We start from the raw sequence: 23,296 nt of genomic DNA on the forward strand, positions 1-23,296 counted from the left end.
ATCCACCGGAGACGATGCTCCGGGTCGGCGATCAGCGGGCGACAATTTCCTTCATGAACCACTCCGGGATGAACCCGGCCCTGATAGAATCTACAGCCTATGGTGGTCAATCTGCTCCTGCTCCGCCGCGGAATCCACGGCGCGAGACTGGTCCCGCGCCTCCTGCGCGGCGCGGGCAATGCGTTCGGCGGATCGCCTTGCGGCATCGGGCGTTAACGAGACGGCGAGACCATCCGGACCGTCAAGCATCACTTCGCCCTGTTCCGCCGTCGCTTCGGTCGGGATGTTGTGAGGTGCCTTGCTGGTCACGCTGTTTTCTCCAAGCGTTAGAGACTATTAACGTCGCACCGCACCGAGCGTTCCGGTGCCTGGAGAGTTTTGATGATCACTCGACTGTTCCTGCAAACCCATCGCAAGCCAATTCTCTCGGACGAGGATGCCGCGGCTCTGGAGGCCGCATGCGCGCGGACGCAGGAATTCGCCGCCAAGCGCATCATTGTGCGCGAACAGATGCCGCTGACTCAGTGCACCCTTTTGCTCAATGGTTTCATCGAACGATTCAAGGATACGGCGGAAGGCCGCCGCCAGATCCTCGCCATCCATGTGCCGGGCGATTTCGTCGATCTGCACAGCTATCCGCTCAAGCGACTCGAACATTCAGTCGCGGCGCTGACCCCGGTGACGATCGCGACCTTCCCGCATCCCGAGATCCGCGCACTGACCGAGCGTTCGGCGGCGCTGACCGAGTTGCTGTGGCGATCGACCCTGGTCGATGCGGCGATCAATCGCGAATGGATCGTCTCGGTCGGCGCGCGCTCCGCTGCCGCGCGGCTCGCGCATCTGTTCTGCGAGATGTTCATGCGGCTTGAGCGGATCGGCATGACTCGCGAGCTGGAGTTCGACTTTCCGGTAACGCAGATCGACCTGGCCGATGCCACCGGCCTGACCGCAGTCCATGCCAATCGCATGCTGCGTCAGCTGCGCGAACAGGGCCTGGTCGAATTCCGCCAGGGCCTGGTGAAAATCCTCAATTGGGACGCGCTGAGGGATTTTGCGGGATTCGATCCCGGTTATCTTTTTTCGATTGATCGCAGCGTTTTAGCAGTCCGGTTACCAGTAACCGTCCAAGGTCGCACCCAGACAGGGGCGGGCGCGGGACCATGCGGCACGATCGGGAGTTTCACCGCAACCAGCCGCGCTTGCGCGATCGGCGCGCTGCGTCAGGTCCGCGCCGAACACGGGCGCGACTGACCAACCTGGCCGCGGTGGCTATTTTCGGCCTGTGCATCGGAATCGTGATCGGCCGCGGCATCGACTGGACCGATCGCGAGCGGCTCGAACGCCTGATCTTGAGCATGACGACCGACGATCCCAGCCCATCGCCCGCCCGGATCGCCCAGCGCTGAAGAACGGGGCGCTGAAAACCGGGACACTGAAAACCGGGGCGCTAAAAAACCCTGTCACAAGGCGTCGCGATTGTGCCACGGTGCGGCATGACGCTTTGCCCTCTCGCTTCATTGCCGCCGGCCAGCGCCGCTGCGGCTGCGATCCCGGGCATCCTCCCCATCTCTCAAGGGTAATCCTTCATGGCCACAGCCCCCGCCACAGCCTCTCCCCCCGGCCGTCCGCTTGCCGAACTCACCATCCGCGGCATCATCCTCGGTGCGCTGATCACCATCGTGTTCACCGCCGCCAATGTCTATCTCGGGCTGAAAGTCGGTCTCACCTTCGCCACATCGATCCCGGCAGCGGTGATCTCCATGGCAGTGCTGCGCTTCTTCAAGAATTCGAACATCCTGGAGAACAACATCGTCCAGACGATCGCCTCGGCGGCGGGGACGCTGGCGGCAATCATCTTCGTGCTGCCCGGGCTGATCCTGGTCGGCTGGTGGACCGGATTTCCCTATTGGACCACGGTCGCGGTCTGCGCGGTGGGCGGCATTCTCGGCGTGATGTTTTCCGTCCCGCTGCGCCGCGCGCTCGTCACCGGATCGGACCTGCCCTATCCGGAAGGGGTCGCCGCGGCCGAAGTGCTCAAGGTCGGCTCCGAATCCGTCGAAGGCGACCAGGAAAATGCCAAGGGCTTGCGCGTCATCATTTTCGGATCGGTGATCTCGGCGCTGTTCGCGCTGCTTGCCTCGATGAAGCTGGTCGCGGGTGAAGCGGCGAAGAATTTCAAGATCGGCGGCAGCGCGACCGGCGTCTCGACCAGCTATTCCATGGCGCTGATCGGCGTCGGCCATCTTGTCGGCCTTTCGGTCGGCGCGGCGATGTTCTTCGGGCTGATCATCTCCTGGGCCGGCCTGGTGCCGTACCTCACCTCGTTCAACAGTTTTGCCGATCCGGTCGATGCGGTGGTCAATACCGTGTTCCGCAGCCAGGTGCGCTTCATCGGCGCGGGCACGATCGGCGTTGCCGCAGTCTGGTCGTTGCTGCGCATCATCGGACCGATCATCGGCGGCCTGCGATCGGCGATGGCCGCATCGCGTGCACGCGCCGGCGGCTCGATCCTCGAACTGACCGAGCGCGACCTGCCGATCGGCATCGTCGGCGCATCGATCCTGCTGACCTTGCCACCGATCGCGTGGCTGTTGTGGAGCTTCTCCGCCGGCGGCCCGGTGCATGAATATCCGCTCGCGGTGATCGGCGGCACGGTGCTCTATATCCTGATCGTCGGCATCCTGATCGCGGCGATCTGCGGCTATATGGCCGGCCTGATCGGCGCGTCCAATTCGCCTGTATCCGGCGTCGGCATCCTCGCAGTACTCGGCGCCTCACTGCTGCTGGTGGCGATTTTCGGCTATTCGACCGATGTCGCGCGCACCAACGCACTGATCGCCTATGCGCTGTTCACCACCGCAATCGTGTTCTCGGTCGCGACCATCTCCAACGACAATCTCCAGGATCTGAAGACCGGGCAGCTGGTCGGCGCAACGCCGTGGAAGCAGCAGGTCGCACTGGTCATGGGCGTGATCTTCGGCTCGCTGGTCATCCCGCTGGTGCTCGACCTGCTCAAGGACACGCTCGGTTTCGTCGGCATGCCCAATGCCGGCCCCAATGCGCTATCCGCCCCGCAGGCCGCGCTGATCTCCTCGCTCGCCAAGGGCGTTCTGGGCGGCGATCTCGACTGGAGCCTGATCGCGATCGGCGCCGGCATCGGCGTGGTGGTGATCATCATCGACGAACTGCTCGGCCGGACCGGCAAGATGCGCCTGCCGCCGCTTGCGGTCGGCATGGGCATCTATCTGCCGATGGCGCTCACCCTGCTGATCCCGATCGGCGCGGTGATCGGCCATTTCTACGACCGCTGGGCGAAGCGCGCGTCCAATCCCGAGTTCGCGGAGCGGCTCGGCACGCTCGCGGCGACCGGCCTGATCGTCGGCGAAAGCCTGTTCGGCGTGGCGTTCGCCGGCATCGTCGCCTGGTTCAACCGTGGCTCGCCGATCCCGCCGATCGATGCGCCGCTGGCAGTGGTCGGCGAGGGATTCGCCCCCATCGCAATATATGCAGCGCCTTTGCTGTTCGCGGCGTTCATCGCCTTGCTCTACAATCGCACGCGCGCGCTGGCGCGATAGGATCGATCGGCAGCGGTCGAGGTAAACTCGTCCGCTCCGGCCTGGAATATTTCGAGTTGAGTGGATCCACCCAGCCGTTCGCCCTGAGCTTGTCGAAGGGCACGCGCAACGCTTGGGCTTCGACAGGCTCAGCCCGAACGGCTGTTAGGCGATTCCAGCTGACTCGATTAGGTTCTAGCGCGTCATCCCGGCGAGCAATTCGCTGATCGGAATGAACGCGAAGGCGACCGAGCTGTCCGCCACGCCGTACGGCACGAACAAGGTGTTGCCGTGGCGGATCGCGCCACAGCTATAGACGACATTGGGCACATAGCCTTCGCGGTCCTGGTCGGCCGCAGCGAGGATCGGCTGGCTGGTGCGGCCAAGCACCTGCGACGGGTCATGCTTGTCGAGCAGCACCGCGCCGATCGAATATTTGCGCATCGCGCCGACACCGTGAGTCAGCAACAGCCAGCCCTCATCCAGTTCGATCGGCGGCCCGCAATTGCCGATCTGAACCAGCTCCCATGGGTAATGCGGTTCGAGCAGCTTCTCGCCTTCGTCCCAATGCGTCAGCGTGTCGGATTTGATCAGGAACAGATTCTCGCCGTCCTGCCGGCCGATCATCATATATTGACCGTTCACCTTGCGCGGGAACAGGCCCATGCCCTTGTTGCGCGACGCGGCGCCGGTCATCGGCACCAGGTCAAAGGCGCGAAAATCGCGCGTCCGCATCAACTCCGACTGGATTTTCGACCCGTTATAGGCGGTATAGGTGCCGAGCCATTCGACGCTGCCATCGTCATGCGTGAAATGGACCAGGCGAAGATCTTCCAGTCCCTTGGACTGCGCCGCGGTGATCGGGAAGATCACCGTGCCCGACAGGGTCGAATCGCGGTGGCGATAAACGGTGATCGGCCCCTCGGGAATCTCCTCTTCGTCCATCCCGACCGCATCGGTCGCGGTGGCGAAAGGCGGCTCGGGCGCGAGCTTCATCTCGTTCTTGGACGTGATGATCCCTTCGCGGAAGGCGACCGAGGAGATATGCCCCTCGCCCACCGCCCGCAGGCTCATCAGGATGCGCATCGACCCCTTGGGCATGCCCGACTGGTCGAAATGCGGCACCGCGCTGGGATTCATCAGCGCTGCGGCGGCGTAGCTGTATTCATGACAGAAATAGGCACCGATCAGCTGGCGCTTCTCGTCGCCGATCTCGCTGCCGTCGAGGCCGAGCATCTCCTCGATCTCGTCATAGCGGGTCATGAACACGCGACGCGTCTGCCAGTGCCGTGCCTCGAAATCCTTGAGCACGGTCTCGAGCTCCGCGCGGGTCTGCGCAGTGTCCATCTCGAGCACCTCGCGCACCAGCCGCTCGGTGCGATGCCCGCCATTTCCACCCCAGGCGAGATGGAACGGCCGCACCACGACGCGCGACGGATCGGCATAGAGCCGCAATGAGTGACGGAAGATATCGACCAAGTTCAGCCTCGCGTGCAACGCCCGAGCGGCGTCGTTAGCGAGGCTATGCGACGGCGCGCTCCGGTCCTGCCACGCTTTCGCTTGCCTTTGAAAGCCCCGAAATGGCGCAAGAGGCCAATTGCAGCGCCAAAATCGACTCGGCGCCCTGATTCCGGTTCAGACCGGTTGGCATCAACCCGTCGAAACAGCCGCCATCCTGTGCGGTCGCGAGCGGCAGGTCGAGATCGTTCTGGCCCAGATACCAGCGATAGGCCTTTACCGCCTCCTCGACCCAGCGCCGGTCGCCGGTCGCCTTGAACGCGGCGGCACAGGCATCGATCGTCGCCTGCGCTTCCAGCGGCTGCTGGTCGAACGGCAGCGGATCGGCATAGGGCCGGCCGAAACTCTCGGTGCCGATGGCGCGGAAGCGCCCCTCGGGCGTGGTCTGCTGCTGCGTGATCCAGTCGAGCGTCGACAGGCCGGTCCGAAGCAGATCGTCGCGATTGAGCATCATGCCGGCGCGGATCAACGCCTCGGGCAGGCGCGCATTGTCATAGGCGAGCACGATCTCGAACCATTCCCATTCGGGACGGCGCGTTTCCTCGACCAGGGCAAGCAGGTCGTTGGAGAAGCGTTCGAGGATATTGCGCGCCAGGCTATGGCCCGGATGCGCCCCGAGCATCGCCGCCGCGCCGAGCATCGCGAACGCTTGCGATCGCGGGCTGCCCAGATCGAACGCGAGGCTGGCGGTCTCGTCGAACAACCGCACCGCCCAATCGCGATGCTTTGCCGCCGTCGCGCGCTTCGCGGTGACGCCGAGCGCCCAGAGCGTACGTCCGTTCGAATCCTCCGACCCTTCATCCTCGCACCACGTCCGGTCGAAATTCATGAAGTTGCGGAAGCGGCGATGATCCGGGTTCCAGGCATATTGGACGAACGCGGCGTACACCGTCATCCATTTGTCGCGGACCTGCTCGTCCATGTCCTCGATCGCGGTCATCAGCATCAGCGCGCGGACATTGTCGTCGATGCAATAGCCATGACGCCGGTCGGGAACCGACAGGATCGCGTGCTGCAGCATGCCGGTCATGTCGCTCATCCGCTCGACCGCCGCGAAATCGGGCGCCAGCGGGGTGAAGACGGACTGGGTCTTGGACAATCGGCGCGGCTTGGCCAGGACCATCGACTCGATTTCGCGCATCGCGGTCTCCGCCAGCACCGGCCAGATCATCGTCCGGCCGCGCGCATAGGCCCGTTCCGACAGCTTGACGCGGTTGCGCTCGCTGCCGAGCAGCGCATTGATCTCGCGCGCGAACGCTGCGCTGTCACCGAAATCGACCAGCACGCCGTGTCCGTCCGCCAGGATCTCGGTGGCATGGACATAGGGGGTGGAGACCACAGCCTTGCCCACGCCGATCGCATAGGACAGCGTGCCGGAGGTGATCTGCGCCGGGTTCACATAGGGCGTGGCATAGATATCCGACGCCTGCAGATAATCGATCAGCTCATTATGTTCGAGAAAGGCGTCGATGAACTCGACATTGGCGGCGACCCCAAGCTCCTCGGTCAGCGTCTTCAGCCGGTCGCGATATTTCTCGCCCTCATGCGCGACGAGATTGGGATGAGTCGCGCCCAGCACCGCATAGAGCACATCGGGGTTGGCCTCGACGATCGCCGGCAAGGCTTCAATCATCGTCTCGATGCCCTTGTTGGGTGCGAGCAGGCCGAAGGTCAGAACGGTCTGCCGCCCTTCCCAGCCGAATTGCGCCTTCAGCGTATCGGGATCGACGAAATCGCGATCGGGCACGCCGTGCGGGATCATCACGATCGAGCGCGGATTCGCAGCATAGACGCGCTCCAGTATCTCGCGGCCCTTTTCTGCCATCACGATCACGCGCGCGGCACGGCGCAACAGCCCTTCCATCACGCGGCGCTCATCCGCGCTGGGTTTTTCCAATATGGTATGGAGCGTGACGATGACCGGAATCGACACCCGGTCGAGCAGGGCAAGGATGTGCTCACCGGCAGCCCCGCCATAAATGCCGTATTCGTGCTGCAGCCAGATCGCCTTGGCGCCGCTCTTCTCGATCGCGCGTGCGGTGTCGAGATAGGCGACCCGCTCCTGCTGCGGGATGCTGCCGGTCACTTCGGGCGGATAGTCGTACCGGCCGGGATGGTCGTCCATCGCATAGACATCGACCTGAAGGTCCGGGTAGCGGCCCTTCAACGCGGTAAATGTATCGGTAGTATATGTTGCAAGGCCGCATTTACGCGGCAGGAAGTTGCCAATCAGGGCAAGGTGACCGATAGACGCTACAGCATCCTTTTGGAGCGACATTTCAATCCTTCCGAGTGCGAAAGGGGTCTTTCACCCCATCCATGCCTTCTCCGAACGGCCAGATGTGAATATGGTTGCAGCCATGCTGCGGCGCAACAAGTGAATCGTCCTGATCGAAATCAATCTTGACGCCGAATGAACGGATTCTGCGACGAACCGAGTGACTTAGCCGCGTCCGCGATACCCGGGAACATCCTGGCCGGGTAGCCAAAGGCCGGCCGGCGGTTCACCGGATTGCCAGAACACGTCGATCGGGATGCCGCCGCGCGGATACCAATAGCCGCCGATTCGCAGCCAGACCGGCGCCATTTCACTGAATAGCCGCTCCCCGATGCCGACGGTGCAATCCTCGTGGAATGCCTGATGATTGCGGAACGCGCCGAGGAACAGCTTCAGCGACTTGGATTCGACGATCGTCGCTCCCGGCGCATAATCGATTACGAGATGCGCGAAATCGGGCTGCGCGGTAACCGGGCACAACGAGGTGAATTCGGGCGCGGTGAAGCGCACGAGATAGGGCCGGCCGGGTCGCGGATTGGGCACATAATCAAGCACCGCCTCCTCGGGAGAGGAGGGAAGTGCGCTGCTCTGGCCAAGATGTTTTGGAGTCATGAGCGGGATATAGGAGCGCGGAGGCGGGCCGTCACCCTGACAGGATCAGCCATACTCCCGATCACGTCTTACGGCGTCGGGGCCGTCACCTCCGGCACCTTGGCGTCGGTGCCGGGTGCGGGCTGGACAGCGGCTGGTGGAACAGCTGCCGGTGGAACAGTTGTCGACGGGGCAGGCGCAGCCTGCGCCGGCGCGCCGGGCGCAACAGTCACGCCGGGCGCTCCCTCTGCCTCGGGTGCAGGCGCAGCAGCAGGTGCAGATACGGCAGCCGGCGTGATCGGCTGCGCCGGCCGGCGGTGCCCCGACCAGTTCGGACTGTGCAGACGATCGATTTCCGCCTTGCGCTTGCGGAGGTAATCGTCGCGGGTCGCGGCATAGGGATCGGTGGCCGTGTGCAGCACGGTCAGCGTGTCGTCAAAGGCCACGCGGTAATCCAGCGCGCTGAGCGTGTTGACCGGAATGGTGTAATAGAGCTTGTTGAACGGCGTTCCGACAGTCACCGGCAGGATGAGCCGATCGACCGAGATTCCGAACAGATCGCGCACCGTCGTCGGCCCGATAAAGGGCAAAAACAGATAGGGTCCCGGCTTCACCCCATAATAGCCCAGCGTATTGGCCAGGCTGTTGGGACGATGCGGCAACTTGAACGGACGGCGCTTGGCGATGTCGACCGTTCCGGCGAGCCCGACCGTGGAATTGATCGCGAAGCGGCCCAGCGTCTCGATCGCCTTGCCCGGTTTCAACTGCAGCAGATAATTCAAGAAGACGATCGGCTCCTGAACGTTATCGAGGAAATTGTGGATGCCGTCGCGCACCGGCTTGGGCAGTCCCTTTTTATAGCCTTTGGCGATCGGGGCGACGAGGGCGCGGTCCACCGCCTGCACCGCCTTGTAGGATTCGACATTGATCCGTTCCGCCGGATCGCCCGGAGAGCGCCGCCGCGCCGAGACGAGAATATCGTCATCGACCAGGCCGCCGCCGGACGCTTGCTGCGCCGCCGCATCTGCCGCCGGCACAGCCGCGTCGGGTGTTGCCGGGGCCTGGGTGACGGTCGCCGGAAACTGGGCCGCGGGCACCCCCTCCGGAGGAGCGCCGGGAGCTGTCGGCGCAGGGCCCGGCACTGGGGCCGGAGCGGGGGATTCCGGTGTCGTGACCGGGGCCTGCTGACCACTTGCCGTTTGGATCACCACTGGCGGGATCTGCACTTCGACAGCGGACAACGGCAAATTTGCGAACAGCACGACCGCGCCGAATACAGGAACCATTATTTCTTTATCTCCTGCCGCCGACCGGCATATCGCGCTTCTTTCGCACGACTCGCTTTCACGAATGCACCCGCGCGCGACTCAGATATTCGCCGCGAGCCAATGATCAATACTCTAACCTGTAATAAATCGACCAACATCGTTTGGCCAACCCGGGAATCGATCGCACCGTCGCGAAGATCATCCTTCCCTCAACGCGGTCCCGGTTGCGCCGGTTCGATAGGATTTAGCCCATCGCTGAGCTGACATGCAGAGGCTTGCGACGAGGATTCTTATCGGGTCGGGGTGAAATTGAACCGCTTTCCATGCTCTTGAATTTGCCATGCTCTTGAATTTGATCGTCTCGACGCCGCCGCCATCGATGGCTAGGGATGGCGGTGACGAGATTAGGAGAATGTGATGGACTCGCTGGTGACGACCGAATGGCTCGCGAACGAACTGGGCGCGAACGACCTGCGTATCGTCGACGCCACTTATGTGCTGGCCGGCGACAAGCGCGACCCGGCCGCCGAATATGAAGCGGCGCATATTCCTGGCGCAGTGTTCATGGACCTGGCCGAACTGGCCGACACCAATACCAACCTGCCCTCGATGTTGCCGCCGCCGGAGAAATTCGCCAGCCGCATGCAGTCGCTCGGCCTGGGCGATGGCAGCCGCATCGTGCTGTACGACGATTCGCCCTACCACACTGCGGCACGCGCATGGTTCATGCTCCGCACCTTCGGTGCGCATGACGTCGCAATCCTCGATGGCGGCATCGCCAAGTGGAGGGCCGAGGGCCGCGACACGGCGAGCGGCAAGGAGCAGCTGCGCCATCGTCACTTCACCGTGTGGGCCGACGACAAGGGCGTGCGCAATCTCGACCAGATGAAGGCCAATCTCGACAGCGGTGCGGAGCAGGTGCTCGACGCACGCTCGGCGGCACGCTTCTCGGGTGCGGAGCCGGATCCGCGTCCGGCGACGCATGCCGGCCATATCCCGGGGTCGAAGAACCTGCCGCAGGGCGAGTTGTTCAACGCCGACGGCACCTACAAGCAGGGCGACGACCTGAAGGCTGCGTTCGAAAGCGCCGGGATCGACCTTGCCAAGCCGCTGGTCACCACCTGCGGCTCGGGCATCACGGCCTCGGTCCTCGCTTTCGGTGCGCATCTGCTCGGCAACGAAGCAGCGGTCTATGACGGCAGCTGGTCGGAATGGGGCGCGGACAGCTCCACCCCCAAGGCGACCGGCGCTCAGTGAGTAAGGATTCCGGCCGCCCAAAGGATGACGCGACCCGCGTCGTTTCCGCCGGGCGGCGCAAGGAATGGACCGGCGGGATCGTCAACCCGCCGGTGTGGCGCGCCTCGACCATCCTGTACGATTCGGTCGCGGAGCTTCGCGCACGCGTATCGGACACGCACCACAAATTATTCTACGGCCGGCGCGGCACCCCGACGCAATGGGCGCTGGCCGATGCGCTGACCGAGCTGGAGCCGGGCGCGGAGGGCACCTTCCTCTATTGCTCGGGCGTCGCGGCGCTGGCGGCGGCCTTGCTCTCGGTCCTGTCGCCGGGCGACGAATTGCTGCTGGTCGACAGCGCCTATGATCCGACCCGGTCGATGGCCAATGGCTTGCTCAAGCGCATGGGCATCACGACGCGCTTCTACGATCCGATGATCGGTGCCGGCATCGCCGACCTGATCGGCGAGCGCACCCGCGCCATCCTGATGGAAAGCCCGGGCAGCCTGACTTTCGAAGTGCAGGACGTGCCCGCGATCGTCGCTGCGGCCAGAGCACGCGGCGTGACCACCCTGCTCGACAATACCTGGGCTACGCCATTGCTGTTCCCCGCCATCGCGCACGGCATCGACCTGACCGTGCTGGCCTGCACCAAATATGTCGTCGGCCATTCGGATGTCATGCTCGGATCGGTCACCGCCGCGCCGGGGCATTTCACGAAGCTGCGCGACACCAGCCTGCAACTCGGCCAGGTGGCGAGTCCCGACGATTGCTGGCTCGGCGCACGCGGCCTGCGCACCATGGCAGTGCGGCTGAAACAGCATGAGGCGAGTGCACTGACGATCGCGCGCTGGCTGCAGCAACAGCCCGAGGTCGCCGCTGTGCTCCACCCTTCCCTGCCCGGTTGCCCCGGCCATGAATTCTTCCTGCGCGACTTCAAGGGCGCTTCGGGGCTGTTCTCCTTCGTGCTTCAGGGCGGCGATGAAGCGGCACGCGCTGCGCTGATCGATGGTCTGGAGCATTTCGGCATCGGCTATAGCTGGGGCGGGTTCGAGAGCCTGGCACTGCCGGTCGATCCGGTCCGCTATCGCAGCGTGACCGAACGCGACGATGCCGGGCCGATGGTCCGGCTGCAGGTCGGGCTGGAGCATGTCGATGACCTGATCGACGACCTGTCCGCTGGTCTGGCGCGCTTCCGGGAAGCTGTGTCGAGCCGCTGAGGCAATACCCCGTCCGTGGAGTGGCATGCCCTGGAGGCTCGCCCATCACTGTTGCAGCGCGGCAACACAATATTGCCGGATTGTTGCTGCTCTGTCGATTTATGTTGTGCTGCAGCAAATTCTAGCCGATTTCAGGGATACCGATCGGGGAAGCGGCGCGGGGAGGATCAATCCTTTCGACAGATGCGCTACCCGGCGGACGCAGGTGTGGAACCAGATCTTAATTGAAAGGGTATCCATGCGCCGTATTTCCATGATCAGCCTCAGTGCGCTGATGTTCGCCAGCGCCGCTCCGGCGTTCGCCGAAACCACCCCGGGCGCCCCGACTGCGGCGCCGGAAACCGTTACAACTGTCGTCGATGACGCCGCACCTGCCGCCGCACAGGACGCTGCACCCGCCGAAGCTGCGGCACCGGCATCGCCCTTCACTATCTCCGCCAATGCGACCCTGGTCAGCGACTATCGCTTCCGCGGCTTTTCACAGACCGGCGAGAACGGCGCGATTCAGGGCACGATCAACCTGAACCATGAAAGCGGCTTCTATATCGGCACGTTCGGGTCGAGCGTCGGCTTTGCCGGCCATACCGAAGTCGATCTGTACGGCGGCTATACCAAGACGATCGGCGGCATCACGCTTGATGGCGGCCTGCTCTATTATCTCTATCCGAAGAAGGGCAATGCCGACACCGACTTTTTCGAACCCTATATCAATGTCAGCGGCACGGTCGGGCCGGTCACGGCGAAAGTCGGTGCGAATTTCGCCTGGGGCGGCCAGGCTGCGCTGGGCGACAATTCGGCCGTCTATCTGCACGGCGACCTGACCGCCGCGATTCCGAAGACGCCGTTCGGCCTCGCCGCGCATATCGGCTATGCCAAGAGCGACGCGTTCCCCGGCGGGATCGACGGCGACGTGATCGATTATTCGATCGGCGCGACCGCGACCTATAAATCGCTGACCTTCGGCGTGACCTACGTCAACACCGACGAGACCAATTCGACTTTTGGCGGCCTGTTCACCGGCGGCTACAAGAACGCCATCGGCGCTGACGGCGCGGTGGTGTTCAGCCTGACTGCGGCGATGCCGGCGGCCGGATCGGACACCTCCGCCCCTTCATCGATCAAGATCACCGGCGGTGCGACTTTGGTCAGCGACTATCGCTTCCGCGGCTTCACTCAGAATAACGAGAATGCGGCGATCCAGGGCACGATCAACCTGACCCATGACAGCGGCTTCTATGTCGGCACCTGGGCCTCGAGCGTGGGTTTTGCCGGCAATACCGAAGTCGATCTCTATGGCGGCTATTCGAAGACCATCAATGGCATCACGCTCGACGGCGGCTTGCTCTATTATCTCTATCCCAAGCACGGCAATGCCGACACCGACTATTTCGAGCCCTATGTGAATGTCAGCGGCACGCTCGGCCCGGTCACCGCGAAGGTCGGCGCGAACTATGCCTGGGGCGGCCAGGCCGCGCTGGGCGATTATTCGAGCATCTACTTCCATGGCGACCTGACCGCCGCGATCCCGAAGACGCCGTTCAGCCTGACCGGCCATCTCGGCTATGCCAAGAGCGACAGCTTCCTGGGCGGTGTGACCGGCGATGTGGTCGATTATTCCGTCGGCGCGACCGCGACCTGGAAGGCGCTGACCTTCGGCGTTTCCTACGTCAACACCAACGAAACCAATGTCCTCAATGCCAAGGAATTGCTCGGTGCGGACGGTGCGGTGATCTTCTCGATCGGCGCATCCTTCTGATCCCGTCCTTCTGATCCCTGTCTCCCCTTTCGTGGATCGCCGGTATCGTCTGCGGTTCGCGAAAGGGGGGCGGCCTATTGATCAGTCCTGCATGCGGATATGATCCTGCATAAGTATCTGATATAATGTAATATTATGCCGCGCCCCTACGTCGAGGCTGCGGTCTGAGATATGCGACATATGGGTGTCCCATATCTCAAGCCCTCCCGGGGAAGCGACCCGAAACCTGCGACACATTGGTGTCCCATATCTCAAAACTCTCGCCGAAGCGGCCGCGCGAAATATGCGACATTCCGGTGTCCCATATCTCTCGTCGCCCTTCCGCCCGGCCCCGTCGGAGCGACGATTCAACCATCATACAGGATCGGGCATATCGTCCCTTGCAGGGTCGACGCTTGGGTTCTTCTGACAATGACCCATTTTGATCGGCTTCCCCGGCGAAGGCCGGGGCCCAGTCGGGAAGGTCGAGGAGATGAAGCGCAGCGCCAAGTCGTTAAATGCTCACCAACTGGGCCAGCACGAGGCCTTACGGATTCGGCGTGGCCGTCCGTGCGTCCTGGCCATCGCCTTCCGGCGCAGCGACGATGTCGCGCGTCGTGCTACCCTTGTCGACCACCGCCGTATCGGGATCGCCGACATCGGAACGGATGCCCGGTGCAGCCGAATCGCCGCCCGCTGCATCGACCGTCGCGGTTTCGGAGGCGCTGCGCGCCGCGGAGCCGCCGAACAGCGCGTCAAGCGCCTGGGCGTTGGGATTTGTGCTGGAGGTCGGCGCAGTGCCGGGCGCCGGCGGAACCAGCGAGAAATCGGGCGGAATCACCAGTGGTGCCTGACGCGCGACGGCGAATTCGTCGGGGCGCACACGGTTGACCCCGGTCGTACCGCATCCGGCCAGCATACCCACCAGGCCCAGCCCGGTTGCGATCGACGCCATCTTACGCATTCAAATTCTCCACTGGAGCACGTTCCGCGCCCGCGTCCTGACCGTTCCTGGGTTTGTCGCGTACCAGAAGCGCGCGCACAAGCAAGACGAGCACCCCTATCGTAATCGCCGCGTCGGCGACATTGAAGACCAAAAAGGGCCGCCACTCGCCGAAATGCAGATCGGCGAAATCGACGACATAGCCCAGCCGCACCCGATCGAGGATATTGCCGATTGCCCCGCCGAGCACGAAACCAAGCGCGATCTGATCCTGGCGGTTCTTTTCGCGCGTCATCCACACCACAACGCCGATCGCGATCGCCGCCGTCAGGCCGACGAGACCCCAGCGCATCATCGCACCATCGGCCTGAAACAGGCCGAGCGACACCCCGAAATTGGGTACGAAGCGCAGGGCGAAGAAAGAGGTGATCTCACGAACCGCACCGAGATGATCGATGCCGAGCGACCCGGTCACGGTGAATTTGGCGAGTTGATCGACCAGCAGCACGATCGCCGCAGTGACGAGCCCGGCGGGGCGGAGCGATTTCATGCGGGCACAACCTCTGCACAACGAGCGCACAGCGTACCATCTTCCGTCACTTCGGGAAGATGGCGCCAGCAGCGGCCGCATTTATGAAAATCGGTCGGCTTCACCGACACTGTGTCGGCTTCGGTCACTTTCGCCACGATGAACGCCTCGGCCAGCGCTTCGAGCGACATGGCGGACTTGGGCACCGTCACTTCGGCCTCAAGGCTCGAACGCACTTGCTTGTCGCGGCGCAACGGTTCGATCGCCTCGGTCACCTGCACGCGCAGCGCGCGGAGATCGGCCCATTTGGTCGACAGCGCATCGTCACCCGGCAAGGCGGGCAGCACCGGCCATTCGAGGAAATGCACGGACCCATCCTCGCTCGGATAGCGCGCCTGCCATACTTCCTCCGCCGTGAAGGTCAGGATCGGCGCGGCATAGCGCACCAGCGCGTGGAACAGTATGTCGAGTACGGTGCGATAGGCGCGCCGCTTCACATCGCCCGACGCATCGCAATAGAGCGAGTCCTTGCGGATATCGAAGAAGAAGGCCGACAGGTCTTCTGCCGCGAAATCGGTCAGCAGGCGCAGATAGCGGTTGAACTCGAAATTCGCCGTCGCCGCCTTCAGCTCGACGTCGAGCTTGCCCAGCAGGTGCAGGACATACAGCTCAAGCTCGGGCATCTTGCCGACTTCGAGCGTCTCGGCATCGCTGAAGCCGTCGAGCGCGCCGAGCAGGTAGCGGAAGGTGTTGCGCAGCTTGCGATAGGCATCGCTGGTCGTGCCGAGCACTTCCTTGCCGATCCGCACATCCTCGAAATAATCGGTCTGTGCGACCCACATGCGCAGGATGTCGGCGCCCGATTCCTGGATGATCTTGAGCGGATCGACCACATTGCCGAGGCTCTTCGACATTTTCCGGCCCTGCCCGTCGAGCGCAAAACCATGCGTCAGCACTGCGTCGTACGGCGCCCGGCCGCGCGTGCCCGCGCTTTCGAGCAGCGACGACTGGAACCATCCGCGATGCTGGTCGGAGCCTTCGAGATACAAATTGGCGCGCGTGCCTTCGCCATAGCGCGCCTCGATCACGAATGCGTGGGTCGATCCAGAATCGAACCACACGTCGAGGATGTCGGTGATCACCTCATAATCGGCAGCGACGTATTTCTCGCCGAGCAGCGCCTGATGGTCGGCGTCGAACCATGCGTCCGCGCCGCCCGCCTTGAACGCATCGACGATGCGCGCATTGACTGCCGGGTCGTTGAGATACTGCCCGGTCTTGCGGTCGACATAGAGCGCGATCGGCACGCCCCAGGCGCGCTGGCGGCTGATCACCCAGTCGGGACGCTGCTCGACCATCGCCCGGATCCGGTTCTGCGATCGCGCCGGCACCCAGCGCGTGCGCTCGATCGAATCGAGCGCGATGTTGCGCAGCGTCGGGCCATTGCCCTTGGCGTGACCGAGCACCGGCGCGAAACCGATCTCCGCGCCGATTTCGATCGGCGAGTGCGCGCTCTCGGCCTGTTGTGGCTGATCCATCGGGATGAACCATTGCGGCGTGGCGCGGAAGATCACCTTGGCCTTGGAGCGCCAGCTATGCGGATAGCTGTGCGCGAAATCGTCCGACGCCGCGAGCAACGCACCGGCCGCACGCAGGTCCGAACAGATCGGCCCGTCCGACGCGACGAACTTCTTGTTGATCACGCTGCCCTGCCCGCCCAGCCACAGCCAGTCGGGCCGGTACATGCCGGCGCCATCGACCGCGAAGACGGGATCGATGCCATGCGCCTTGCACAGCAAGAAATCGTCCTCGCCATGATCCGGCGCCATATGGACTAGGCCGGTACCGGCCTCGGTGGTGACAAAGTCGCCGGGCAGGAGCGGACGCGGTTTGGCGAAGAAGCCGCCAAGGGCGTGCATTGGGTGACGGGCGACGGTACCGGCCAATTGCGAGCCCTTGCCCATCCAAACGGTTTGGAGATCCGTCGTGCCACCAAAGTTTTTGGCCGTACGCTGGGCGAACGCTGAAACGAGCGCCGCGGCAATCAAGAATTTGCCACCCGATTTCCAAGCGGCAACTTCTTCGCCAATCGGCACAAAACGATCAGCAACCATCACGTCGACAAGAACATAGTCGATCTCAGGCCCATAACTCAGCGCCTGATTGACCGGGATCGTCCAGGGTGTGGTCGTCCAGATCACCGCATGCGCACCGACCAGTTCGGGCGCGCCCGGCGCCTCGACGATCTCGAACGCCACGTCGATCTGGGTCGACACGACATCCTCATATTCGACCTCGGCCTCGGCCAGCGCGGTCTTTTCGACCGGCGACCACATCACCGGCTTGGCGCCGCGATAGAGCTGACCGCTTTCGGCGAACTTCAGCAACTCGCCGACGATCGCCGCCTCGGCGTCGAACTTCATGGTGAGATAGGGATCTTCCCAGTCGCCCATCACGCCGAGCCGCTCGAACTGCGCACGCTGCACCGCGACCCATTTCTCGGCATAGGCGCGGCATTCGGCGCGGAACTGCGCGACCGGCACCTGGTCCTTGTCGAGCTTCTTGGCGCGGTACGCTTCCTCGACCTTCCATTCGATCGGCAGGCCGTGGCAATCCCAGCCAGGCACGTACGGCGCGTCCTTGCCGAGCAAGGTCTGGCTGCGGACGATGATGTCCTTCAGCACCTTGTTCATCGCATGGCCCATATGGATGTCGCCATTGGCGTAGGGCGGACCGTCATGCAGGATGAAGCGCTCGCGCCCGGCGCGCTGTTCGCGCAGCCGGTCGTACAGGCCGAGCGTCGCCCACCGCTCCAGAATCGCCGGCTCCTTGGCGGCAAGGCCCGCCTTCATCGGAAAGTCGGTCTTCGGCAGGAAGACGGTATCGCGATAGTCGCGTGCGGTGTCGGAAGGCGTGTCGGTCATGAGTTTCGGGGCTTTAGACGAGAGCGATGGGAATTGGAAAGCAGTTCCCCGCGGGCGGGGAACTAGGAAAGAATAATTCGCGCCCGCGCGCAATCCGCCGCCATCTGTGTGGTCAGCGCGTCGAGCGAGTCGAACTTCGCCTCAGGCCGCAGATATTCGATCAGTTCGACCTCGATGCATTGCCCGTACAGATCGCCGGAAAAGTCGAAGAAATAGGGCTCGAGCAATTCCTTGGGCGGGTCGAAGGTCGGGCGGATGCCGAGATTCGCCGCACCGTTCAGCACGCGTCCGTCGGGCAGGGTCCCGCGCACCGCATAGATGCCGTAAGCCGGGCGCAGATAATTGCCCATGTCGACATTGGCAGTGGGATAGCCGATCGTGCGGCCGAGCTTGTCGCCATGCTGGACATTGCCCTGGATCGCGAACGGCCGGGTCAGCAGCTTTGCCGCACCGCGCGGGTCGCCTGCGATGAGCAGTTCGCGGATGCGGCTCGACGAGACGATCTCGCCATCCTGCGCCACCGCGCCGACCGTCTCGACCGCAAAGCCATCGCGACGACCGAATTCGGCCAGCACGCGCACATCGCCACCCTTGTTCTTGCCGAAGGTGAAATCCTCGCCGGTCACCACTCCGCCGGCGCCGATATTGGCGCACAGTCGCTCGGTGACGAACTGCTCCGCGGTCAGCGCAGCGAGCGTCGCATCGAAGCGAAACACGATCATCGCGTCGGCACCGGCCTCGCCAAACAACCGCTCACGCTGGTCGAGCGTGGTCAGGCGAAAAGGCGGCGCGTCGGGGCGAAAATAGCGCACCGGATGCGGATCGAAGGTCGCGACCAAAGCCGGCCGGCCCTGCGCCCTCGCCATCGCGACCGCAGCCCCCACCACTGCCTGGTGACCGCGATGAAACCCGTCGAAATTACCAAGCGCGACGATGCCGCCACGGAGTTCGGGCGGGATCGTTGCGCTGCCGTCCAGCCGCTGCATGACGCGGGCTATAGGGGGGACGAAGGGGCGGCGAAAGCCCCCTCTCTAAAACCCCTCTCCTCCTGTGGGAGAGGGAGATTAGCATCAAGGTTGTGGCACGATCCCCGCGCGCAGCACCCTGAGCACATTGCCGCCCATCACCTTGCCGATCTCCTCCGGCGTGAAGCCCTGATTCAGCAATGCCTGAGTTACCGCAACAAGCTGACTCACATCGAAGCCGGTCGTCACCGCCCCATCGAAATCCGAACCCAGCCCGACATGGTCGACCCCAACCACATCGCGGACATGCGCAATCGCCAGCGCGACCTGCTTCGGGCTGGTGCCGCAAATCGCCGCATCCCAATACCCGATGCCGATCACCCCGCCGGTCGCCGCAATACCCTTGATCTCCTCATCGGTCAGGTTGCGATTGACGTTGCAGGTCGCCCGGACCCCGCCATGGCTCGACACCACCGGGCGCTTGGCCAGCTTGAGGATCTCTGCCACCGTCTCATGGCTGGCATGCGCCACATCGACGATCATGCCGAGCTTCTCCATCCGCGCGATCACCTGGCGGCCGAGCGGGGTCAGCCCGCCCTTCTTCTCGCCATGCATCGATCCAGCGACGTCATTGTCGAAGAAGTGCGCCATGCCCGCCATGCGAAAGCCCGCGCCGTACAAGATATCGAGATTACCGATCTTGCCTTCCAGGTCCTGCAGCCCCTCGATCGAGAGCATCCCGCCGACCATTTTCGCGCCGCCCGCGCGCGCGGCGAGCAGCGCATCGAGATCCGCCGCGGTACGAACCACGCGCAGCTGACCGTTCGATGCGGCAGCGTAGCGATTGAGCTTGGTCGCATGCCAGAGCGAGCGCTGCAGCAGCGAGTTCCACGTCCGCAGCGGTTGCAAATCGGCGATCACCAGCGACGTGATATTGTCGGTCGCGGCGGAATTGGCGTCGTAATTCTGGCCCTTGGGCGTCTTGGTCACCGAGGAGAAGACCTGCAGCGCGACATTGCCCTCGACCAGCCGTGGCAGATCGACCTGCCCGCGCGCCGACCGCGTCAGCAGGCTGCGCTTCCATAGCAACGTATCAGCATGCATGTCGGCGACCTGCAGCCGGGCGTGCAACGCTCGCGCGCCAGGACTGACCTTCAGCGCGACCGGCTCGACCTTGTTCATCGATTTCTCGACCAGGCCCGGGGCGAAAACGAAAAAGGCGATTGCGCCAAGGACGATCAGGGCGAGGATGCCCCACAGCCATTTCTTCATCGCCGCCTCTCCTGATGTGCTCCCGCGAAGGCGAGAGCACAGCCTGGCCCCCGCCTTTGCGGAGGTCCGATTAGATTACTTACGCGCCAAGGTCACGAAGCTATAGGCCGGACGCTCAGCTTCGGCTGGATGATCTTCGCGCGCGATCTCGTTCCAGCCCATAAATGCCGCCACTACCGCATCACCTTCGGGCGCGAGATGCACTTCGGTCAGCTCGATCCGGTCGGCGCGGTCGAGCAGCAGCGCGAATATCTCAGCCCCGCCGATTACGGAAATGTCGCCATCGCCCGCCAGGGCCAGCGCTTCGTCGGGGGTATGCGCAACCTCCGCACCCGGTGCCGTCCACTCTCGGTCGCGGGTCAGCACGATGTGCCGTCGCCCAGGCAGCGGGCTCGGAAAGCTCTCGAACGTCTTGCGCCCCATCACCATCGGCTTGCCCATGGTCTGCGCCTTGAAGCGCCTGAGATCGGCGGGGAGATGCCAGGGCAGTTTGCCGTCGCGGCCGATCACGCCATTGTCGGCACGGGCGAGATGGAAGCTGATCAAACCGCCACCGGCGCCTTGATATGCGCTTGCGCTGCATAGCCGGTCAGCGCGAAATCCTCATATTCATAGCCGTCGATCGCGTCGGGCTTGCGAAGGATTTCGAGCCTGGGCAGCGGCCCCGGCGTGCGTGACAATTGTTCGCGCGCCTGTTCCAGATGGTTGGAATAAAGATGGCAATCGCCACCGGTCCAGATGAATTCGCCAACCTCAAGCCCGCATTGCTGCGCCAGCATATGGGTCAGCAGCGCATAGCTGGCGATGTTGAACGGCACGCCGAGAAAGATGTCCGCGCTGCGCTGATAGAGCTGCAGCGACAGCTTGCCATTCGCGACATAGGTCTGAACCAGGCAATGGCACGGGCTCAGCGCCATCGCATGCAGGTCGCCGGGGTTCCAGGCGGTGACGATCTGGCGGCGCGACCCGGGGTCGCGCTTGATCAGCGCGATCAGCTCGGCGATCTGGTCGATATGGCGGCCATCGGCCGCCTCCCAGTCGCGCCACTGCTTGCCATAGACCGGGCCGAGATCGCCATTCTCATCGGCCCATTCGTCCCAGATGCTGACCTTGCGATCGCGCAGCCATTGAACGTTGGTGTCGCCGCGCAGGAACCAGAGCAGCTCGACGATGATCGAGCGCAGATGCAGCTTCTTGGTGGTCAACACCGGAAAGCCCTGCGCGAGATCGAAACGCATCTGGTGCCCGAACACACTGAGCGTACCGGTGCCTGTGCGGTCCATCTGCTCCGCGCCATGATCAAGCACGCGCTGCATCAGGGCGAGATAGGGCTGCATCAGCCGGCTGCGGCCGACGTGGCCGGAGGAGGCGATGAAACCGTGACGCACGGCTTGATCGCCTCGGGCTCGGGCCGCGACCCGGCGGCGCGGAACACCGCGAGATAACCGCCGGCCGAGGGCATGTCGTGCATCTCGACCAGCGTATAGCCGACCGCGGCGAATTCGCATTTCAACAGGCTCGGCGGCGTACCATGATCCTGAGTGCGGCGCTTGGCATCGACCACCACAACCTCGCCGCCCGGACGCAGCGATGCGCGCATGCGCCACAGGAATTCATACGGCTCGGCGATCTCATGATACATATGCACCATCAGGATACGGTCGAAGCTGTTGTCGGGGAGTTTGGGATTGTCCGCTTCGCCCAGACGCACGCTGACATTGTCGAGCCGCTCGCGCGCGACGCGTTCGGCCAGCGCATCGCGCACGCCCGCAACGATATCCTCGGCGAGCACGCGACCGTCCTTGCCGACGCGCTGCGCCAGACGGATCGTGTAATAGCCCTCGCCCGCGCCGATATCGGCGACGGTCATGCCAGGCTTGATGCCCGATTTGTCCATCACCTCGCTTGCTTCGTTCAGCCGGTCGCGCGCTTCCTCGGTCGACCAGCGCGACGAGACGATATGCGCAACCGGTCGGTCGGCGGCGGGGAACTTGCCCACCGTATCGACCGGTTTCTTGACGCGCGGCGGGCCAGGTTCACAACCGGCGAGCAGGGTCAGACCAGCCAGCCCCACCAGCATCATGGTGCGCGTCGAGCACAGGGCGGGCATCAGACGCATCAATCCACGTCCTCCACCTCGACCGCCTCTCCGGTCACGCGCTGCGACAGCGCTGCTGCCATGAACGCATCGAGATCGCCGTCGAGCACGTCCGACGGCGAGGTCGAGGTCACGCCGGTGCGCAAATCCTTGACCAGCTGATAGGGCTGCAGGACGTAGGAGCGGATCTGGTGGCCCCAACCGATATCGGTCTTGGCCGCATTCTCCGCATTGGCCACCGCCTCGCGCGCCTGCAACTCGCGCTCGTAGAGACGCGCCTTGAGCTGGTTCATCGCCTCGGCCTTGTTCTTGTGCTGCGACCGCTGGTTCTGGCACTGAACGACGATGTTGGTCGGGATGTGCGTGATGCGCACCGCCGAATCCGTGGTGTTGATGTGCTGCCCGCCCGCACCGGACGCGCGATAGGTGTCGATGCGCAGCTCGCTCTCGTTGACCTCGATATCGATATTGTCGTCGACCACCGGATAGACCCACACGCTGGCAAAGCTGGTGTGGCGCCGCGCGGCGCTGTCATAGGGGCTGATCCGCACCAGACGGTGCACGCCGCTCTCGGTCTTGGCATAGCCGTACGCGTTCTCGCCCTTGAGCAGCAGTGTCGCGGACTTGATCCCGGCCTGTTCGCCCGAATGCTGATCGATCAGTTCGACCTTCAGCCCATGACGCTCACCCCAGCGGGAATACATGCGGCTGAGCATGCCGGCCCAATCCTGGCTCTCGGTCCCGCCGGCGCCGGCATTGACCTCGATATAGGTGTCGTTGGCATCCGCCTCACCGGCAAGCAGCGCCTTGACCTTGTCGCGGTCAGCCCGTGCGGCGAGTTCAGCGAGCGCGGCGACGCCCTCGCTCTCCATCTCGGTATCGCCCTCGGCCTCCGCCATCTCGATCAGCTCGGACGTATCGGCCAGTTCGCTCTCGATCGCGCGCGTCGCATTGATCGCCTCTTCGAGACGGCGACGCTCACGCATCACATCCTGCGCTGCCTTGGGGTCGCTCCACAGCGCCTGGTCCTCGACTCGCGCATTGAGTTCGTCGAGACGGCGGAGCGCACGGTCCCAGTCGAGGAAGCGACGCAACAGCGCCAGCGCCTCGTTGATGGTGTCGACATGGGCCTGCGCTTCAGCGCGCATCGGGAATACTCCGGGTC

Annotated in this window: 20 protein-coding genes; 6 read left to right on the plus strand and 14 right to left on the minus strand. The window is 63.8% G+C overall.

What is annotated here, in order from left to right:
- Positions 1-90: 90 nt before the first annotated feature.
- Positions 91-309, minus strand: coding sequence for a hypothetical protein (locus H3Z74_RS15360; RefSeq protein ID WP_187764520.1), 219 nt, complete (start codon positions 307-309; stop codon positions 91-93).
- 72 nt (positions 310-381) lie between these two features.
- Here H3Z74_RS15360 and H3Z74_RS15365 point away from each other — a divergent pair, with 72 nt between their 5' ends.
- The 3 genes from H3Z74_RS15365 to H3Z74_RS15375 all read left to right on the plus strand — a co-directional run bounded on the left by H3Z74_RS15365 (position 382) and on the right by H3Z74_RS15375 (position 3,575).
- Complete coding sequence (locus tag H3Z74_RS15365; protein WP_187760471.1) at positions 382-1,251, plus strand: Crp/Fnr family transcriptional regulator; 870 nt, start codon at positions 382-384, stop codon at positions 1,249-1,251.
- 14 nt (positions 1,252-1,265) lie between these two features.
- Complete coding sequence (locus tag H3Z74_RS15370; RefSeq protein ID WP_187760472.1) at positions 1,266-1,406, plus strand: hypothetical protein; 141 nt, start codon at positions 1,266-1,268, stop codon at positions 1,404-1,406.
- A 180-nt stretch (positions 1,407-1,586) separates the two neighbouring features.
- Positions 1,587-3,575 (plus strand): OPT family oligopeptide transporter, encoded by a 1,989-nt coding sequence (locus tag H3Z74_RS15375; protein WP_187760473.1) that lies wholly within the window; start codon positions 1,587-1,589, stop codon positions 3,573-3,575.
- A gap of 174 nt (positions 3,576-3,749) precedes the next feature.
- Here H3Z74_RS15375 and H3Z74_RS15380 read toward each other — a convergent pair whose 3' ends face one another.
- The 4 genes from H3Z74_RS15380 to H3Z74_RS15395 form a co-directional block, all read right to left on the minus strand.
- The gene (locus tag H3Z74_RS15380; RefSeq protein WP_187760474.1) at positions 3,750-5,033 is read right to left on the minus strand and encodes a glycoside hydrolase family 130 protein; all 1,284 of its coding nucleotides are present in this window, start codon (positions 5,031-5,033) and stop codon (positions 3,750-3,752) included.
- A gap of 43 nt (positions 5,034-5,076) precedes the next feature.
- Positions 5,077-7,350, minus strand: coding sequence for a glycosyltransferase family 4 protein (locus H3Z74_RS15385; RefSeq protein ID WP_187760475.1), 2,274 nt, complete (start codon positions 7,348-7,350; stop codon positions 5,077-5,079).
- Positions 7,351-7,515: 165 nt separating this feature from the next.
- Positions 7,516-7,962: a preQ(1) synthase gene (queF, locus tag H3Z74_RS15390; protein ID WP_187760476.1), complete on the minus strand. Its 447-nt coding sequence runs from the start codon at positions 7,960-7,962 to the stop codon at positions 7,516-7,518.
- A gap of 68 nt (positions 7,963-8,030) precedes the next feature.
- Positions 8,031-9,227, minus strand: coding sequence for an MlaA family lipoprotein (locus H3Z74_RS15395; protein ID WP_187760477.1), 1,197 nt, complete (start codon positions 9,225-9,227; stop codon positions 8,031-8,033).
- Between the two features lie 399 nt (positions 9,228-9,626).
- On the opposite strand from H3Z74_RS15395, the gene sseA reads away from it, so the two are divergent.
- The 3 genes from sseA (at position 9,627) to H3Z74_RS15410 (ending at position 13,421) form a co-directional block, all read left to right on the plus strand.
- Positions 9,627-10,466 carry a 3-mercaptopyruvate sulfurtransferase gene (sseA, locus tag H3Z74_RS15400; protein ID WP_187760478.1) on the plus strand — a complete coding sequence of 280 codons (840 nt, stop codon included), beginning with the start codon at positions 9,627-9,629 and terminating at the stop codon, positions 10,464-10,466.
- Positions 10,421-11,665 (plus strand): cystathionine beta-lyase, encoded by a 1,245-nt coding sequence (gene metC, locus H3Z74_RS15405; RefSeq protein WP_187760479.1) that lies wholly within the window; start codon positions 10,421-10,423, stop codon positions 11,663-11,665. The genes sseA and metC overlap by 46 nt, the downstream gene beginning before the upstream one ends.
- 238 nt (positions 11,666-11,903) lie before the next feature.
- Positions 11,904-13,421, plus strand: coding sequence for a TorF family putative porin (locus H3Z74_RS15410; RefSeq protein WP_229726611.1), 1,518 nt, complete (start codon positions 11,904-11,906; stop codon positions 13,419-13,421).
- 526 nt (positions 13,422-13,947) lie between these two features.
- On the opposite strand, the gene H3Z74_RS15415 is transcribed toward H3Z74_RS15410, so the two are convergent.
- From H3Z74_RS15415 to prfB, 9 genes are all read right to left on the minus strand, one after another.
- Positions 13,948-14,364 carry a DUF3035 domain-containing protein gene (locus tag H3Z74_RS15415; protein WP_187760480.1) on the minus strand — a complete coding sequence of 139 codons (417 nt, stop codon included), beginning with the start codon at positions 14,362-14,364 and terminating at the stop codon, positions 13,948-13,950.
- On the minus strand, positions 14,357-14,893 hold the full coding sequence (lspA, locus tag H3Z74_RS15420) for a signal peptidase II (RefSeq protein WP_187760481.1): 537 nt from the start codon (positions 14,891-14,893) through the stop codon (positions 14,357-14,359). The genes H3Z74_RS15415 and lspA overlap by 8 nt, the downstream gene beginning before the upstream one ends.
- Positions 14,890-17,796, minus strand: coding sequence for an isoleucine--tRNA ligase (gene ileS, locus H3Z74_RS15425; protein ID WP_187760482.1), 2,907 nt, complete (start codon positions 17,794-17,796; stop codon positions 14,890-14,892). The genes lspA and ileS overlap by 4 nt, the downstream gene beginning before the upstream one ends.
- A gap of 62 nt (positions 17,797-17,858) precedes the next feature.
- Positions 17,859-18,782 (minus strand): bifunctional riboflavin kinase/FAD synthetase, encoded by a 924-nt coding sequence (locus tag H3Z74_RS15430; protein WP_187760483.1) that lies wholly within the window; start codon positions 18,780-18,782, stop codon positions 17,859-17,861.
- 84 nt (positions 18,783-18,866) lie between these two features.
- Positions 18,867-20,033, minus strand: a complete 1,167-nt coding sequence (locus tag H3Z74_RS15435; protein WP_187760484.1) for a dipeptidase — start codon at positions 20,031-20,033, stop codon at positions 18,867-18,869.
- A 75-nt stretch (positions 20,034-20,108) separates the two neighbouring features.
- Positions 20,109-20,579, minus strand: a complete 471-nt coding sequence (locus H3Z74_RS15440) for a dihydrofolate reductase (protein ID WP_187760485.1) — start codon at positions 20,577-20,579, stop codon at positions 20,109-20,111.
- A complete protein-coding gene (locus H3Z74_RS15445) occupies positions 20,576-21,370 on the minus strand; it encodes a thymidylate synthase (RefSeq protein WP_187764352.1) in 795 nt (264 codons plus the stop codon). The genes H3Z74_RS15440 and H3Z74_RS15445 overlap by 4 nt, the downstream gene beginning before the upstream one ends.
- Positions 21,370-22,113 (minus strand): class I SAM-dependent methyltransferase, encoded by a 744-nt coding sequence (locus H3Z74_RS15450; protein WP_187764353.1) that lies wholly within the window; start codon positions 22,111-22,113, stop codon positions 21,370-21,372. Before H3Z74_RS15450 ends, H3Z74_RS15445 begins: the two co-directional genes overlap by 1 nt.
- 38 nt (positions 22,114-22,151) lie before the next feature.
- The gene (prfB, locus tag H3Z74_RS15455) at positions 22,152-23,279 is read right to left on the minus strand and encodes a peptide chain release factor 2 (RefSeq protein ID WP_187760486.1); all 1,128 of its coding nucleotides are present in this window, start codon (positions 23,277-23,279) and stop codon (positions 22,152-22,154) included.
- Positions 23,280-23,296: the final 17 nt, after the last annotated feature.

The organism is Sphingomonas alpina (assembly GCF_014490665.1).
Lineage (GTDB): Bacteria > Pseudomonadota > Alphaproteobacteria > Sphingomonadales > Sphingomonadaceae > Sphingomonas > Sphingomonas alpina.

Coding starts and splice junctions, on each gene's coding strand:
- H3Z74_RS15365 (WP_187760471.1), top strand. CDS start 382: ATGATCACTCGACTGTTCCTGCAAACCCATCGCAAGCCAATTCTCTCG.
- H3Z74_RS15375 (WP_187760473.1), top strand. CDS start 1,587: ATGGCCACAGCCCCCGCCACAGCCTCTCCCCCCGGCCGTCCGCTTGCC.
- H3Z74_RS15385 (WP_187760475.1), bottom strand. CDS start 7,350: ATGTCGCTCCAAAAGGATGCTGTAGCGTCTATCGGTCACCTTGCCCTG.
- queF (WP_187760476.1), bottom strand. CDS start 7,962: ATGACTCCAAAACATCTTGGCCAGAGCAGCGCACTTCCCTCCTCTCCC.
- H3Z74_RS15395 (WP_187760477.1), bottom strand. CDS start 9,227: ATGGTTCCTGTATTCGGCGCGGTCGTGCTGTTCGCAAATTTGCCGTTG.
- sseA (WP_187760478.1), top strand. CDS start 9,627: ATGGACTCGCTGGTGACGACCGAATGGCTCGCGAACGAACTGGGCGCG.
- metC (WP_187760479.1), top strand. CDS start 10,421: ATGGGGCGCGGACAGCTCCACCCCCAAGGCGACCGGCGCTCAGTGAGT.
- H3Z74_RS15410 (WP_229726611.1), top strand. CDS start 11,904: ATGCGCCGTATTTCCATGATCAGCCTCAGTGCGCTGATGTTCGCCAGC.
- H3Z74_RS15415 (WP_187760480.1), bottom strand. CDS start 14,364: ATGCGTAAGATGGCGTCGATCGCAACCGGGCTGGGCCTGGTGGGTATG.
- lspA (WP_187760481.1), bottom strand. CDS start 14,893: ATGAAATCGCTCCGCCCCGCCGGGCTCGTCACTGCGGCGATCGTGCTG.
- ileS (WP_187760482.1), bottom strand. CDS start 17,796: ATGACCGACACGCCTTCCGACACCGCACGCGACTATCGCGATACCGTC.
- H3Z74_RS15430 (WP_187760483.1), bottom strand. CDS start 18,782: ATGCAGCGGCTGGACGGCAGCGCAACGATCCCGCCCGAACTCCGTGGC.
- H3Z74_RS15435 (WP_187760484.1), bottom strand. CDS start 20,033: ATGAAGAAATGGCTGTGGGGCATCCTCGCCCTGATCGTCCTTGGCGCA.
- H3Z74_RS15445 (WP_187764352.1), bottom strand. CDS start 21,370: ATGCAGCCCTATCTCGCCCTGATGCAGCGCGTGCTTGATCATGGCGCG.
- H3Z74_RS15450 (WP_187764353.1), bottom strand. CDS start 22,113: ATGCTGGTGGGGCTGGCTGGTCTGACCCTGCTCGCCGGTTGTGAACCT.
- prfB (WP_187760486.1), bottom strand. CDS start 23,279: ATGCGCGCTGAAGCGCAGGCCCATGTCGACACCATCAACGAGGCGCTG.